This is a genomic window from Mycobacterium cajalii (assembly GCF_045809005.2).
Classification (GTDB): Bacteria; Actinomycetota; Actinomycetes; order Mycobacteriales; family Mycobacteriaceae; genus Mycobacterium.
Window position 1 is genome coordinate 3,780,492 of sequence record NZ_CM141436.1, and the last position, 14,583, is coordinate 3,795,074.

The 14,583-nt window shown below is 64.3% G+C and carries 13 protein-coding genes and 1 pseudogene; 7 read left to right on the forward strand and 7 right to left on the reverse strand.

Features of this window, described 5'->3' with window-relative positions; all coding sequences use genetic code 11:
* Nucleotides 1-4: 4 nt before the first annotated feature.
* Nucleotides 5-1,612, reverse strand: coding sequence for a PEP-utilizing enzyme (locus ACJ512_RS17960; protein WP_407688188.1), 1,608 nt, complete (start codon nucleotides 1,610-1,612; stop codon nucleotides 5-7).
* Nucleotides 1,613-1,785: 173 nt separating this feature from the next.
* Between ACJ512_RS17960 and ACJ512_RS17965 the strand changes: the two genes are divergently transcribed.
* Nucleotides 1,786-2,706 carry a TIGR03619 family F420-dependent LLM class oxidoreductase gene (locus ACJ512_RS17965; protein ID WP_407688187.1) on the forward strand — a complete coding sequence of 307 codons (921 nt, stop codon included), beginning with the start codon at nucleotides 1,786-1,788 and terminating at the stop codon, nucleotides 2,704-2,706.
* Between the two features lie 8 nt (nucleotides 2,707-2,714).
* Here ACJ512_RS17965 and ACJ512_RS17970 read toward each other — a convergent pair whose 3' ends face one another.
* Nucleotides 2,715-3,896 (reverse strand): cytochrome P450, encoded by a 1,182-nt coding sequence (locus ACJ512_RS17970; RefSeq protein ID WP_407688186.1) that lies wholly within the window; start codon nucleotides 3,894-3,896, stop codon nucleotides 2,715-2,717.
* Nucleotides 3,897-4,121: 225 nt separating this feature from the next.
* Between ACJ512_RS17970 and ACJ512_RS17975 the strand changes: the two genes are divergently transcribed.
* Nucleotides 4,122-4,652 carry a TetR family transcriptional regulator gene (locus ACJ512_RS17975; protein ID WP_461479784.1) on the forward strand — a complete coding sequence of 177 codons (531 nt, stop codon included), beginning with the start codon at nucleotides 4,122-4,124 and terminating at the stop codon, nucleotides 4,650-4,652.
* A gap of 9 nt (nucleotides 4,653-4,661) precedes the next feature.
* Here ACJ512_RS17975 and ACJ512_RS17980 read toward each other — a convergent pair whose 3' ends face one another.
* Entirely contained in the window at nucleotides 4,662-5,594 is a 933-nt protein-coding gene (locus ACJ512_RS17980; protein ID WP_407688184.1) for a spirocyclase AveC family protein, read from the reverse strand.
* A gap of 386 nt (nucleotides 5,595-5,980) precedes the next feature.
* Between ACJ512_RS17980 and ACJ512_RS17985 the strand changes: the two genes are divergently transcribed.
* Nucleotides 5,981-6,475: a hypothetical protein gene (locus ACJ512_RS17985; RefSeq protein WP_461479785.1), complete on the forward strand. Its 495-nt coding sequence runs from the start codon at nucleotides 5,981-5,983 to the stop codon at nucleotides 6,473-6,475.
* A 25-nt stretch (nucleotides 6,476-6,500) separates the two neighbouring features.
* Here ACJ512_RS17985 and ACJ512_RS17990 read toward each other — a convergent pair whose 3' ends face one another.
* On the reverse strand, nucleotides 6,501-7,847 hold the full coding sequence (locus tag ACJ512_RS17990; protein WP_461479786.1) for an IS256 family transposase: 1,347 nt from the start codon (nucleotides 7,845-7,847) through the stop codon (nucleotides 6,501-6,503).
* Nucleotides 7,848-8,015: 168 nt separating this feature from the next.
* Between ACJ512_RS17990 and ACJ512_RS17995 the strand changes: the two genes are divergently transcribed.
* Nucleotides 8,016-8,678: a cytochrome P450 gene (locus ACJ512_RS17995; protein ID WP_461479787.1), complete on the forward strand. Its 663-nt coding sequence runs from the start codon at nucleotides 8,016-8,018 to the stop codon at nucleotides 8,676-8,678.
* 141 nt (nucleotides 8,679-8,819) lie between these two features.
* Here ACJ512_RS17995 and ACJ512_RS18000 read toward each other — a convergent pair whose 3' ends face one another.
* Together ACJ512_RS18000 and ltrA are read right to left on the reverse strand one after the other, a co-directional pair.
* Nucleotides 8,820-10,604, reverse strand: a complete 1,785-nt coding sequence (locus ACJ512_RS18000; protein WP_407689440.1) for an IS1634 family transposase — start codon at nucleotides 10,602-10,604, stop codon at nucleotides 8,820-8,822.
* A 181-nt stretch (nucleotides 10,605-10,785) separates the two neighbouring features.
* A complete protein-coding gene (gene ltrA, locus ACJ512_RS18005) occupies nucleotides 10,786-12,237 on the reverse strand; it encodes a group II intron reverse transcriptase/maturase (protein WP_407689441.1) in 1,452 nt (483 codons plus the stop codon).
* Nucleotides 12,238-12,571: 334 nt separating this feature from the next.
* On the opposite strand from ltrA, the gene ACJ512_RS18010 reads away from it, so the two are divergent.
* Nucleotides 12,572-12,787, forward strand: a complete 216-nt coding sequence (locus tag ACJ512_RS18010) for a ferredoxin (protein WP_407689442.1) — start codon at nucleotides 12,572-12,574, stop codon at nucleotides 12,785-12,787.
* 7 nt (nucleotides 12,788-12,794) lie between these two features.
* Nucleotides 12,795-13,201, forward strand: a pseudogene (locus ACJ512_RS18015) (DODA-type extradiol aromatic ring-opening family dioxygenase); the annotation flags it as partial.
* A gap of 200 nt (nucleotides 13,202-13,401) precedes the next feature.
* On the opposite strand, the gene ACJ512_RS18020 reads toward ACJ512_RS18015, so the two are convergent.
* Entirely contained in the window at nucleotides 13,402-13,803 is a 402-nt protein-coding gene (locus tag ACJ512_RS18020) for a hypothetical protein (protein ID WP_407689443.1), read from the reverse strand.
* A gap of 264 nt (nucleotides 13,804-14,067) precedes the next feature.
* Between ACJ512_RS18020 and ACJ512_RS18025 the strand changes: the two genes are divergently transcribed.
* Nucleotides 14,068-14,556, forward strand: coding sequence for a DUF6933 domain-containing protein (locus tag ACJ512_RS18025; RefSeq protein WP_407689444.1), 489 nt, complete (start codon nucleotides 14,068-14,070; stop codon nucleotides 14,554-14,556).
* Nucleotides 14,557-14,583: the final 27 nt, after the last annotated feature.

The following is a 14,583-nucleotide window of genomic DNA, read 5'->3' on the forward strand; positions in this document are numbered from 1 at the left end:
CCTCTCAACTTCCTGCCCATTGCAGCACAGCGATCTCCCCGGTCACCCCGTCCACCCGGACCACGTCGCCGGTGTGCAGGACGCGAGTGCCGTTGCCCGTTCCGACCACACACGCGATGCCCAGTTCCCGCGCGACGATCGCGCCGTGGCTGGCGGGACTGCCGATGTCGGTCACCAGAGCGCCAGCCAGCGACACCAGCGCCGTCCACCCCGGATCGACCATTTTGCAGACCAGCACCTCGCCGTCGTCGAGCGTGTCATCCGATTCGGCGTCGAGCACCACACGCACGGTGCCCTCGAAGATCCCTGTGCCCGCGGGCATTCCGCGCACCGCTGCGTCCTGACCGGTGGATGCGCCGCCCGGATCGATCGGCACCGGCATCCCGGTGAACACGGTGGGCACCTCGATGCGCCGGTACTCATCGCGCCGCGCACGACGGAAGTCGACCAGTTCGCGCACATTCGATGGCAGTGGTGCCAGTAGCTCCTCCACGGTCAGGTAGAACGTGTCGTCAGGGCGCTGGAGGATTCCGGCGCGTACCAGATCACGGCCCAGCGCGGCGGCGGCGGCCCGGCAGCCGTCGATCGCGGTCAGGAAGCCGGCCTTACCCAGCTCGACCGCTCTGACATGCGCCCCCGTGAACGAGAGCAACTTCCGCAGCATCAGACGTCGCAGCGGAGAGAGCGTGGCGAGCACCTCGGCCTCGGCACGCTGTCGTGCGGCGACCGCGCGCTGGACACGCACGCTGGGGCGCTCCTCTTCGGCGCGGCCGGCGTGCGCCTCCGCGGCATGCTTGACGGCATCGTGGTCTTCGCGCCACGAATGGCCGATGACGTTGCCCTCATTGGGCCCGTGGAATCCGTGTCGGGACAGAAATTCGTCCATGCTCAGTCGGCCCTGACCGAGCGACCACACGTCGTCGGCGAGTTCGGTCTCGATGACGCCGCCGTATCCGGCGAGCAGGACGGGCACCAGGTCGGCGCGGCCGATCTTGCCCACGATCGACTCCACCTGGGAACGCAACGCGTTCAGAATCATCCGGCTGCGCACATGGACGCGCATCACCGAGCTGAACCGCTGCACGGAGTCGGCGAGCAGCGCCTTGGGGTCCGTGTAGTCACCGGCCAGCACGGTGGCACGCCACCACGCCATCTGCCGGGCGTGCGCGTCGCGGGCGGCCGACCGGCTGCGCAGGAGCACCAACGGGGTTTTGACCACGGCGACGGGCAGCCGTTTCGGATCGCTCTTGGTGGGTGTGGCGTCGGGCCGGACCGAACCCAGCAGGTCCCGCTCGAAGTCGTCGCCCGTCATCCCCGGCAGCAGACCGGCGAGTTCCCGGGCGCGATCTACGTTCATCGCCTGCCTGCCCAAGAAGCAGGCCGTGCTCCACTGGTTCGGGTCGTTGGGAACAACCAGCGCCGACGCCGGCAGCACGCCGAAGTCGTAGAGCCCTCCGCGAGACGCGAACTCCACACCCGTCCCCCACAGCGACCAGCACAGCGGCGAAAGGATGTCGGGGGTCGCCTCGCCGACATTGGTCAGCGTCCAGAGCCGATCCGGCGCGCTCTCTCCGCGGATCGGATCCGTCAGTTCAGCGATGGGGCCGATCATGTGCCTCCCTGGAACCTGCGACAGCCGACTGTCGCCAAGACGACGATGCCCCTACCGTACGTCACGACCGTTGACGAGTGACAGTGCACTGCCATAATGTATCAGCTCACGGCTTCGGTGCCGTCGCTCCGACGCGCCATGTGACACTGGGCCGCCGAACCGGAAGGCGCACAATGCGACTCACCGTTTATCTTCCCAACACCATGCATGTCAGTGCGATGACCCAACCCTGGGAGCATGCCCTCACAGGTAGCGGCATCGCTCACGCCGCCCGCACCGCCGAAGAACTGGGTTACTCGCAGGTCTTCCTTCCAGAGCATTTCCTGACGCCGATCCCGCATGTCGAGCTGTCGGGCAACCATTACTTCGATGCCACCACCGCCCAGGCGTTCGTCGCGGGTGCGACGTCAACAATTCAGGTCGGCTCGATGGTGACGATCCTTCCTCTGCACAATCCCGTGATCGCCGCCAAGGCGATTTCGACGCTCGACTGGTTCTCCGGCGGGCGGGCGCAGGTCACAGTCGGTGTGGGCTGGCTCAAGGACGAGTTCGACATCATCGGGGTCCCGTTCAACAAGCGTGGTCGGATCACCGACGAGTGCCTTGCTGCGATGTTCGAGCTCTGGCACAGCGACTCTCCGACTTTCGACGGGGAGTTCGTGAAGTTCAAGGACGTGGCCTTCGGACCGAAGCCGATTCGCAAACCGCACCCGGTGATCTGGATGGGCGGAGACGCCGACGCGGTGCTGCGCCGTGCTGCGCGTTTCGGTGACGGCTGGGCGCCCTGGCTCACCAAGCCCGAGGAACTGCCGACCAAAATGGACTATCTGCGCTCCCAGCCGGGGTTCGACGACCGGCCGTTCTCGCTGTTCTACAGCCTCGCCGTGCTGGCCGTCGGCCAGGAGCACGCGATCGTCGACGACCCGAACGCTCAATTCGGCCAGAGCGCGCAGCAGGTGATCGACAACTGCAACATGCTGGCCGAGCTCGGGGTCACCGATACCTGGGTCAACCCGCCGCCTCTCGACGACTTCAACGCCTACCTCGACCATATGCACTGGGTTGCCGAAGAGGTCATTCCCAAAGTCGGCTAGAGGTCTGGCTATGGCCGGGCCTTGAATTCCAGCGGGACCGATTTGAGTCCCATCGTTCCGGTGGGCCACGGCGTCTGCGGATCCTTGCCGTCGGCCAGACTGTATTCGGGGATGCGCTTGTGCCACTCCTCGAGAATGATCCGCAGCTCCAGCCGCGCGAGATGCGAGCCCAGACACCTGTGCGGGCCACGCCCGAAGGCGAAATGCACTGCCTTGCTGTCCAAATGGACGTTGTCGGCGTCCGCGTAACGCCGCGGGTCGCGATCGGCGCTGCCGTAGCTGAGCATCACCGCCGTATCCTTCGGCACCACTCGGCCCCCGACCTCGACCTCCTCGGTGGTGACCCGAGGAGCGAAGGGAACGGGTCCGTCGACGCGCAGCAGTTCCTCGATGAAAACGGGAATCAGGCTGTAGTCGTTGCTGATCCGGCGCCGCAGCTCGGGATCCCCGGCCAGTTTTGCGAGCGAGAAGCCCACGGCGGAGGTGACCGTGTCGAGGCCGGCAAGCACGAACATGAAGCACAGGCCGAGAATCTCGTTGTCGTCCATGCCGCCCTCTTCGCTGTTCTGCATCAGCTGCGTGAGCATGTCGCTGCCTGTGGTGTCGGCGCGCCGCTCGGCGATGTGTTCGGTCAGATAGGTGAACAGTTCCATCGCGTGGGCGAGCACCTCGGGTGTCGCCTCAGCGCTGCCGGGGTCGGTGAACTCCAGGATCGAGTCCTTCCACTGCACCAGTCCGTCGCGGTCGGCCATCGGCAGCCCGAACAGCGTGAGAAACACCTGGGAGGGGAACGGTGTGGCCAGATCCGGGATCACGTCACAGTGCCCTTTGGCCACCATCGTGTCGATCAGTTCGCCGGCCTGCTTGCGCAGCTCCGGCTCACGCTCGGCCATCTTCTTCGGGCTGAAGAACGGGTCCAGCATCCGCCGGAACCGCGTGTGATCGGGCGGATCGATGGCGATGGGAATCAGCGGAACCGGGCTGCCGAGGCGGTCGAAAGCCTTCGCGGAGGAGAAGATCTCGGGCCTCTTCGCGGCGAATTCGACGGTCTCAGCACTGGTGAGGACGATCTCCTCACCCGACAACACCGCCTCGCCCGCTTCCCGCAGTTCCCGCCACGCGCGTGAACGGTCTTCCGCGAAAGGCAAGTCGTCGATGTTCGTGGTGCCGTTCACACTCAGATTGGTCATCGAGGGAAATCCTTTCTCGGGCGGTCGGCTGATCCGCCGATCAAACAAATGACAGTAGACTGTCATTGTTGAGAAGTATCGTCTGCGCGATCGCAGGTGTCAACGATGCACCCGCGGGCGCGTGACGAGTTGTAATCTCGTTCGAGCGGCAGGGAGAGGTGGATCATGGCGCGGGGCGATCGTTCGCCGAGAGGCGAGCACGCGGACCGGACACGGGCCGCACTGTTGGATGCGGCGCTGAATTTGTTCAGCGCCAACGGTTACGACCAGACCACCACCGATGAGATCGCCGAGGCCGCCGGCGTCTCGCCGAGGACGTTCTTCCGCTACTTCCCGACCAAAGAGTCGGTGCTGTTCTTCGGCGAGTACGACTTCATCCACGCGTTCAGTGCCGTCTATCTGGGGTGCGACGAGTCGTTGTCCGACTACGAGGCGATGGCGGAGGCGTTCGCGGTGCTGGCGCCCTCTCTCAAGCGGATCCGCAAGCGGATCGCGCAGTATCACGAGGCGGTCGCATCGTCTCTGGTGTTGCTCGGCCGCGAGCGAAGAAACCACGAGGCCAACCGCGAGACCGTGGCGAACGTGATCGCCGAGCGCCGTGGGCTGCCCGCGCCCGACGGTGAGTGCTGGCTTCTGGCGTCAGTCGGCATGCTGCTGGTAGAGCGCGCGCTCAATCAGTGGTTGTCGACGACGGACCGCGGGCTGGACGACATCATCCGGCAGGAGTTCGCCGCACTGCCCGGTGTCGTGAAGTAGGCCGCCGGCCTACGGGTCGTCGAACAGCGTGCCGTCCGGGCAGGGTCGCGGTGTGTCCGGCCCGCAGTACTGCGTGCGCAGGTACGTCGGATATGTGTCGGTCGGCCCGGCGTATAGGCCGGCGAGGTTGACCGGCAGGTCGTACACACCGATGGCCACGACGTGGTAAAACCCGGCAACCGCCAATACCCGCAGCAGCGCCTTCGTCTTCGTTCCCGCCCAGCGCAACGTCTCGATACCACCCTCGATCCGGATCTGGTCCTTGCGGTTGCGGAAGAACATCAGTGCGCCGGTAGAGCTCAGCACCAACGACCACAGGATGGGGCCGTATAACGGAATTTGTACCGTCTGCCCGACCCACAGCGTCACGCCGGGGATCGACGCCGGATAGCCGACCAGACCGTGGTGCACTGCGAAGATCTCCAGCGGGAACTCGATGACATAGACAGCAAGCCAGCCGCAGCAGAACGTGCGGACAGGACCAAGCATCGGCCACTGCCGCCGCGCCCGACCCATCGCCCAGAAGGCGACTTTGCCCATGGCCAGCGGCATCCAGACGTAGATCATCCCGATCATCAGCACGGGCTCGGCCATAAACCGGCTGCCCGGGCTCAGCGACCCAGGCACGTTTTCCATCCAGTTGCTGAAGTTGACCAGCCCGGCGTTGTAGAACAACACGGGCTGGAACCAGTTGATCAGGGGGTCGTGCCACCACGCGATCGTCGACGCGATGACGACGGCGGCCTCTACGCAGAGTTGGCGCTCCCGAACGCTCTTGCGGACCACGTAAACGATTGCGACCACAGCCAATATCGGGCAGGCGATCTGGAAGGCGGTCATCGCGAACTGAGTACCAGCCGGGATGGGATCAGGGCCCGGATCCGCCGGCGTCGCATTGCCCGAGACAATCCACGACGTGTAGACGTACGCGGCGAATGCCACGCAGACCCCTCCTACACTCGACCAAAAGAGAACCGGCCGAAGGGTTTTGGTCTGCTCGGGCGTTCCCGGGCGCGGTTCTGAGCCCGCAACGCGGACGGAGCTCTTGAGGTCAGTCACTGTGAGGCCTCCTCTGGCATTCTCACGACACCCAAAGATGACAGTTCACTGTCATAGTGTCAATGATTCGCATATGTCTGACAACGACGTCATATATGTGACTCACCATTTCTCTACGGTATCTGCAGGTTACGCGCGCTGTTACAAAATTTGGCCTGCGGCGGCGCGCCCCGCAATATTGTCTGAATCTGACGGTGGTGGCACACTACGGGAAGTAACCACGGTCACAGTTTTCGCACAGCGCGCACGGACTAGGAATCGAGGATCGGATGACGACCGACGCACTTCCCAAGGTTTGTACCGACGACCTGCCGATGCCGGAAGCCCGTGACGACGCCTGGCACCAGTTGGACAAGCATCCGTTGGTCGAGGTCGAGGATGGCTATGCCGTGACGCGGCGAGACGTGGTCGAGCTCGTCCTCAAGAACCCGTCTTTGTTCTCGTCGAAGCGCGCGTTTGACGTCCTCGCCAGCCCCGTCCCGTTGGTGCCGATCGCGTTCGACCCGCCCGAGCAGACGCGCTACCGGCGGATTCTGCAGCCGTTCTTCAGTCCCCGAATGATCAAGCCCCTCGAGCCCGATCTGCGCAGGCAGGTCGTCGACCTGATCGAGCCGATCGCACGACGCGGGGAATGCGACTTCATCGCCGAGGTCGCCGCCGTCTTCCCGATCCAGGTGTTTCTCACATTGTTTGGACTGCCGCTCGATATGCGCGACCAGTTCATGGTGGCGTCCCAGGAGCGGTGTAAAAGTGGCCTGACGTAGGCTCCGCTCGCTTGCGTTCATGATTCTATGCGGTGGCGCTGACAAGCTCGGTCGGCGCCGCGCCGGTTTCGGTGTGATTTCCCGAATTCTTTTGTGGCAGTTGGGTTAGCGGGTCGTGCAGCATGCGACGCAGATCTTGCAGGAGCCGTAACCCGGCCGGGGTCATAGTGAACCCGCGCCATCCGGCCGAGGCGCGGTCGAGTACGGCCCACAGCAGTTTCAGGCAGGAGTGTTCGCCGGGCAGCCGGCCGATCACCTTGACGCGGCGGCGGGTCTCGCCGAAGGTGCGCTCGATGAAATTGGAGTGCCGCACCCGTGTCCAGTGCTCGCGCGGAAATCGCAGGTAGACCGTCAGCGATTCGCGGTCATCGAGCAGACAGCGCACCGCCGCCGGGTAGGAGTCGCGCCAGCGCTTGGCGAACGTGTCGATGCGGCTCTGGGCGAGTTTGACCGCATCCAGGCCGGGTTCGATGTTGTCGGGCAGGTCGAAGATCGCCCAGTAATCGGCCTTGACGTCGGCCTGGGCGTTCTTGGGCACCTTGGCCAAGATATTGCGGGCGCGATGGATCAGGCAGCGTTGCCGCAGCGCTGCGCCCATGGTGCGCTCGACCGCGCCGATCAGCCCGGGTGCGCCGTCGCTGATCACCAGCAGCGGACACGCCAGGCCACGCTCGCCGAGCCCGGTCAAGAAACCCTCCCAGGCATCGCCGGACTCGCTGGCGGCCGCATCGAGCCCGACGAACACCGGTTTGCCGTCGGTGTCGATGCCCCAGGCGGCCAACACCGGCTCGGCCGAGGCATTGGCGTGGTACTTGAAGTGGCTGCCGTCGAGGAACAGGTAATCGAGCTCGATGTCGTCGAGCCGCCGCCTGCTCCAGGCCTCGAACTGGTCGCGGATGTCCTCGCAGATCCGCGACACCGTCGACTTCGATACCGCCGCAGCCTCACCCAGCGCCTCGACCAAGGTGGCCTCCACATCGCGGGTCGACAGTCCGCGCACGAACCCGGCGATCACCAGCGACTCCAGCGCGTTGGTCTTGGTCACCCCCGTGCCGAACAGCTGGGAAGCGAACCGCTCAGTGGTGCCACGCACCTTAGGCCGCTCCAGCGTCACCGGCCCCGCCGTGGTCTTCACCGTGGTCGGGCAATAGCCGTTGCGCATCCCCGCACGTGCATCCTCGGCTGCCGCGGCCCGCTGGTAGCGGTCCCGGCCCAAAAACGCGCTCACCTCGGCCTCGATCGCGGTCTGCAGCAGCAACTGCGCGCCCAGCCGGGCCACCTCCTCAATTGCACCCGCCAGATCCTCGCCGCCGGCGAACACCCCATCAATTTCTTCCTGCAACCGCTGCGCAGGCGATAACCTCTTCGACACGGACGTAGGTTCCTTTCGTCAGACTTGCCGGTCTTCGAGGGAACCTACGTCCGAACTCTTTTACACCGCCGGAGGGACACGACCCAGTTCATCGAGTGGAAGGACGCCGTCCTGAACCTCAGTGCCGCGGCAGGCCAGACATCGGTCGACGAAGCGGCCCAAGAGGGCATGCAGAAAGCGCTTGAACTGTTCATGTACCTCACCGAGCTGATCCAGAAGCGCCGCGGCGCCCCGGGAGACGACGTGCTCAGTCAGGTGCTCAGTATCGAACCACCCGATGCCCTTTCCGATGAGGAGGCCGTCGGTCTGTGCTTCCTGTTAGTGCTCGCCGGACTGGACACGGTCATGGACGCACTGGGATTCGGGATGCAGCGGCTGGCCGAGAACCCGGATAGGCGACAGGAAATCGTAAACGACCCGTCGTTGATTCCCGCGGCCATGGAGGAGTTGCTGCGGCTGGATCCCCCGGCGCCGTTCGTCCCCCGGGTGAGCACCCAGGAGGTGACGGTGGCCGGGCACACGCTGCCGAAAGGCACTCGGATCACCAATTACCTGGCCGTGGCGAATCGCGATGAACGGCAGTTTCCCAACCCCTACGAGATCGACTTCCACCGCACCGAGAATCGGCACGTCAGCTTCGGCATGGGTGTGCACCGGTGCCTCGGCTCACACCTTGCTCGCCTGGAGATGGCTGTCCTCTACGAGGAATGGCACAAGCGGATCCCGAACTACCACATCACCCCGGGCGCGACACCGCGGGTGCACTGGCCCCGCGGTACGGTCGGCCTGGACTCGCTGCACCTGACGATCGAGGCAGGCGATCACGCATGAGAGTAGCGATCGATCCGGCCAAGTGCATGGGACATGGCATGTGTTATGCATTGGCGTCTAACCCGAAGTTAAGGCTGTTGGAATGGGCGGATTCCTGGGTTGACCTGGGGTTTCGTTGGTTTGGGTGGGTGGTTGTTCTGGCTACGGGGCGATGGTGAGTGGGATCGGGGAATCGATGAGTTCGAAGGCGCGGCGCTGGGTGGGGGTGGCCTCGGTGAGTTTGTCGATTTCGATGTCGGTGTCGTGGTAGCGGATCCGGTTGCGGGTGAGGGTGGCCAGGTGGGCGAGCAGGTCGCGGAATCCGCGTACCGGGTTGCCGGTGGCGTCGTGTTTGGTGGAGGCCTTGGCTTGGGCGGCTGGCGAACGCTGCGCGGGCGCGACGGGGTTGTCCCGCTTGGGGGGTGCTTGGTCGGTGAAGGTCAGCGGCGCCCAGGCTTTGCGTAGGTGCCAGACGAGGTAGCAGGCGAGCATACAGATCAGCACGTGGGCTTTGACGCGGTCGTTGAGTCGGTGGTGGATCGGGCGCAGGTCCAGGTCGTCGGATTTGATGATGCGAAAGTCGCGTTCGACGTTGGCGAGGTTCTTGTAGCCTTCCACCACGGCGGCGGGGTCGAGGGTCTCGGCCCCGACCGAGGTGCGCAGCACGTAGATGCCGTCAAGGGCGGCCTCGGTGTTGATGCCGGCTTGATCGCGTTGGAAACCGAAGCTGGTGCCGGTGATGGTGAGGGCAAAGTGCTTGCGCATCTTGTATTTTTCGATGTCTTTGCCGACCGCGATGCCGATGTTGTCGGCCCCGCGCAGGGTGCCGGCCTCGACTCGTTTCTTGATGGCGGCCAGCTGTTTGTCGGTCGCCGCCAGCAGGTCTTGGCGTTTGCGGGCGCGTTCGGCGGCCAGGGCGGGGTTGCGGCAGGCGATCAGGCGTTCGCCGGGGTAGTCGGGGTGGGTGATCTCGGCGAGGTCCTGGGTGTCGAACAGGCTCATCTGCAGTGGGCCGTCGTCGGCGGCGAGTTTGGCGATCGCGGGTGCGCGCAGCGCGGTGATCCAGTCGAAATCCGTGGGGGTGTCGGGGTTGTTGTTGAGTTCGCGGAGTTTGTCGATGCGGGCGGCGGTGATCATGCCGCGATCACCGACCAGGACGAGTTTGGTGATGTCGAGCTTGTCCTTGACGACCTCGACGATCTCGGTGAACGATTGCGGGTCGGCGGTGGCGCCGCCGAACACACGGACCGCGACCGGGCGTCCTTGCGGGTCGCAGAGCACCCCGTATTCGATCTGCTCGCAGCCTTTCTTGCCGTCGCGGGAATAGCCGCGCGCGGCCAGCTCGCAGTGCCGGCCGGTCACCCACGCCGAGGTCAGGTCGAACAACGCCATCCGCGACGGATTGGCCTGCGGGCCAAGGTGTTTGTCGGCAAGCTTCTTCTCGATCGAGTCTTGCCGGCCGGCCAGCCAGTCCATCGCGGCGTAGATCTCGTCGGTGGACGCCTGGGCCACGCCCAAATCGACGCCGAGGGTGGTGTCGGGCCACCACGACAGGGTGGACAGCTTCGGCTTGGGTCGCACCACCCGGGAGATGATCAACGCCAGCACCAGATCCCGGGCCCGGCACGGCGGGCCGAGCAGCCCCGCCAGCCCGAGCTTGCGCGCCATCGCGGCCACCGCCGCGACATGCCCGTGCGGCAGCGACCGGGCCAAAGCGAACTCCGACCCGGCCGCCACCAGCGTGTGGCCCTTCAGCGTCGCCTCGACCGCGGCGACCGCCGCCTCCGGCAGCGCGGACAGGTTGGCCATCGTCTGGTTGCGCACCTTGTCGCCGTCGCGGTAGGTGTGGCGCAGGTAGACCGACTGGTACTCGCGCCGGCGCCCCTGCTTGTCCACGTGGGACTTCTTCACTCTGACTACGTGCGCCTTAACGGTACTCCGTGGCATACACTACATCATAACCGATATAACCCGACCATTATCGTAATGACACGCGGTATTCTGACTACACAAATATGCCAGTAACCACCAAAATCCTCAGGTCACACCCGGATTCCGCTTAGCAAACCGTATCGCGGTAGGGACCGCCCTTTCGGGCGGCCCCCCGCACAGATCCCAGCGTGCGGAACTACCGCACTGGGCTCCTACCTAAGGTACGAACGTCGAAGCGCTGTTCAGGGTATGAATGCAACACTCTGGCCGGTGGCAGCCATCGAGTTGCGAGCAGGTTCATCCGCGCCCAGGTGATACTTGTCTTATGGCTCCTGCGCCGAAGCGCTTGCAACCAGTTCCTCGTTACTTGGGTGCGAAAGGCCGATACTGCATCGATATTGCCAGGCACGGCGTAGTACGCGAAGTGACCTCGTACCACGCTTGCTAACCACCTGCCCTGCACGGGAATTGGCTGGTACCGACGAAACTTGAGTTGTTCACTGACCTCTCGCAACTTCGCCCGCATCCGCTTCGAGATCGTGATACGCCGCAACCAGAAACGCCCATTCCTCGTCTTTCCGCATACATGCGTGAAACCAAGGAAATCGAACGTCTCGGGCCTACCCAGCCCACGCGCCGACCGCCTTCGGGCAGCATGCCGCCCAAATTCAATCAACCGCGTCTTATCTGGATGCAGCTCCAAGTTGAACTTCGCGAACCGCTCCCGAAGGTCGACAAGAAACCGCTGCGCATCAGCTTGATGCTCGAAACCCACAACGAAATCGTCAGCGAAACGCACAATGATCACATCACCGTGCGCATACCGACGTCTCCACCAGTGAGCCCACAAGTCGAAGACATAGTGCAGGTACACGTTAGCCAGCAACGGCGACGCCGAAGCACCCTGCGGTGCCCCTTGCACTGTCTGCGACCAGTTCCCATCCTCGATTACCCCTGCTCTCAACCACTTACTAATGAGACGCAGGACTCGCTTATCGGCGATCCGGTGCTCAAGAAACCTCTGCAGCCAACTGTGATCAAGCTGACCGAAAAAGTCGCGGATATCCGCATCGAGCACCCAGTTCACCTTCTTCCGCGAGATGCCGGTCGCCAACGCATCCAACGCATTGTGCGGGTTGCGTCCCGGCCGAAATCCGTAGGAGAAGCCGAGGAAGTCCACTTCGTAGATAGCATTAAGCACCTCGACAACAGCACGCTGAAGAATTTTGTCCTCCAACGTCGCTATGCCCAACGGACGCATACGCCCATCGGACTTCGAAATGTAGGCCCGCCGTGATGGACTTGCCCGATAAGCGCCACTGTGGACCCTGGCAAGCAGGTTCTCAAGATTCGCCTCGAGATTCTCGCCGTAATCCTGCCATGCCACCCGATCCACACCCGTGGCAGCCTTGGGGTTAATCGCCCAATAAGCCGCCCAGAGGCGATGCACGTCGACATGGTGCAGTAGCGCCGTGAACTGTGCTTCCTTATCCTTTCTTGCCACCTCACGCACATGATCCAACCCGCTTGACACGCTTGACCCGGCGCTGCGTCCGGCACGTGTTAGGTCGATCATGTTCCCCTCGGTCAGCCCCCTTTCCTCCCCCACCTCCGCCGCCACTTCCGTGGCCTTGTTCGGCAGGTTCACAGGTACTACGGGGCTGTCTGACTTCCCACGCTCGTTCATCCCAGGCTTACCGCCTCGGCGTTCCCTGAGCGACCCGACTGGTGATCAACCAGAGGGCAAACGTGGGATCTCCCGGTTCTCGCGCATGGAAGTTCCGTACATGCACAGGTTCTCTGACCGCGTGGGGTCCGCCAACGACTCGCAATAACGCCGCTAGCGATGTTGCCTTCCACAGTTACGACAGCGTCGGCACCCCAAACTCCCTGATTTCGCGGCTCAATAGCTGGCCTGCACGTGCCCCTGTGAACGCTTCGCTGCGCCCTCACGGAACGCCAACGCATCACTCGGGGTCACCGTGGATTGCTACTCCTTCGGCGTAGGGCTCTTTCATCCCCTCCTCCATGCCGGTTTATCCCGGCGCTTTCCGCAACTTCGGTCTAACGTCTTCGAAGATGACGACCAGGGCTACGGCCACGTGATAGGGGATGACGAGGTGCCGCAAGAGCATGCCGAAGCGGCCCGCAACGGCGCCGCGAACTGCCCCGAGGGCGCGATTTCCGTGACCGAGTGAGTTCGCGATGATCACTCGTCGGCTGGTGGTCTGCGCCAGCCACAGTCCCGGCAAGGAGCGCGATGTCGCGCAGGCGTTCGGGCTCGAGTTCCGGTCGGCTCTCGCACAGGCGGCGGATGATGTGCGCGCCTTCGACCCGGAACTCGTGGTTGTGTTCGGCGGCGACCACCGGCGTGCTTTCACTACTGTGGTACCGACTTTCGGGGTGGCGCTGTCGGCATCGGTCATCGCGGAAGGTGGTCATCCCGCCGGCGCGATGGCGGTGCCGTCGGAGTTGGCTCGTGCACTGTGCGAGCACCTGCTCACCGAGGAGTTCGACGTCGCCGTTTGTCGCGAGTCGAATTAGATCATGCTTTCGCACAACCGATTCGGGACCTCGTAGGTGTATTGGACGCCAAGCCTGTCATTCCGGTCGCGGGGTCGCGTCCGAAACTTGCTGTAAAGCACGGGCCGGTTCGCGGCTTCGTCGTCAGCATACGGGTAGGTGAACTCGGGCGGCAGTCACGCCACCGCCCAGCTGGTCCCTGATGGTGTCATGGGTAACAAGACGCGGGTCCTGTTCCGGATCGCTTTGGCGGGCCCAGGGCCGGCACTACTGTAAGGCCGAGAGTTGTTCAGTGGTAGAGGGTTTGGGCGGCTTCGGTCAGTGCGTTAAACGCGGCGTCGAGGCGGTGCTGGCGGCGCCGGTTGGGTTCGTGGTTGGCTTCAGCGGCCACGAACCCGATCAGCTCCTCGAGGTCGTCCGCACTGGCCAGCAAGACAGCGCCGTCGGGGTGGGCGCGCATGCCAAACACCAGTCGCTCACAGTCGGGGTCGAGCAACACCAGCTCGCGTAGCGCGGCGGCGGTCTCGTCGCTGACGATGACCTCCTCGACGTTGCCGGCAACGCTGAGCCGGCGGCGGCGCAGGTCGTAGGGGGTGTCTGCCCAGTTGCTGATCACCCCCTCGTCGTCACAGACGGTGCACCACCATCGGATCGGCGCGGACACCTGAGCCCCCACGATGGCGATGGTCATCCGCCCGGGGCAGCGCTTGTGGGCCGGTCGGCGCCGACACGGCAACGCCGACACCCACGGATCACCAACCTCGCCGGCGGTGCCCGCCCGGACAATATCGCCCAAATGCTGCGCAAGGCGCCGCGCGGAACCCGAAGCGTCCTCCGGCAAGCCCAGAAAGTGACCCAGATCAGCGACCAACACGCCGCCACACACTACCGGCGCCAAGCCACGGCGTTCGTGTGTACCGATCGCCGGTGGCGTTGCCTACGATCATGACTTGTGATGCTGCGATGCACCGCCAAGGTGTTGGCGCTGCTGCGGGTGTCTGAGCCGGCCATCGGCGAAGCCTGCGCGCAGGACTGGTATGCCCACCTGATCAGGATCGAACGGCGCAAATGCCTGCTGTTGACCCACGCCGGCACCTTGTTCTCGGTGTTCATGCCCAACGTCGCCGCCGCCGGCCTGCGCCCGATCGGCCCGCCCGTCGTCTCGGCGATCCAGGCCGCGCTGCAAGCCGAACACATGCCCATCGATACGCTCGGCGAACTCGATCCCTGGCAGGTGGCCGTGGCCAAGACCGCCGACCGCCGCATCCTGGGTACCATCAACGATCTAGCGTTGACCACCGAACACGTCATCGCCACCGCTGGCGGTCTGGCCCGCTGCGACATCAACGCGCTCCACCACGGCCTGCATCGCACCATCAACAGCATCACCGGCTACATCCCACCGATCGACCTGGTCACCGCCAACCATCAAGGCCAGCGGTAAAAGCTGTCAGATGCGGGCAGGCAGACC

Coding starts and splice junctions, on each gene's coding strand:
- ACJ512_RS17960 (WP_407688188.1), bottom strand. CDS start 1,612: ATGATCGGCCCCATCGCTGAACTGACGGATCCGATCCGCGGAGAGAGC.
- ACJ512_RS17965 (WP_407688187.1), top strand. CDS start 1,786: ATGCGACTCACCGTTTATCTTCCCAACACCATGCATGTCAGTGCGATG.
- ACJ512_RS17970 (WP_407688186.1), bottom strand. CDS start 3,896: ATGACCAATCTGAGTGTGAACGGCACCACGAACATCGACGACTTGCCT.
- ACJ512_RS17985 (WP_461479785.1), top strand. CDS start 5,981: ATGACGACCGACGCACTTCCCAAGGTTTGTACCGACGACCTGCCGATG.
- ACJ512_RS17995 (WP_461479787.1), top strand. CDS start 8,016: ATGCAGAAAGCGCTTGAACTGTTCATGTACCTCACCGAGCTGATCCAG.
- ACJ512_RS18000 (WP_407689440.1), bottom strand. CDS start 10,604: ATGCCACGGAGTACCGTTAAGGCGCACGTAGTCAGAGTGAAGAAGTCC.
- ACJ512_RS18020 (WP_407689443.1), bottom strand. CDS start 13,803: ATGACCATCGCCATCGTGGGGGCTCAGGTGTCCGCGCCGATCCGATGG.
- ACJ512_RS18025 (WP_407689444.1), top strand. CDS start 14,068: ATGCTGCGATGCACCGCCAAGGTGTTGGCGCTGCTGCGGGTGTCTGAG.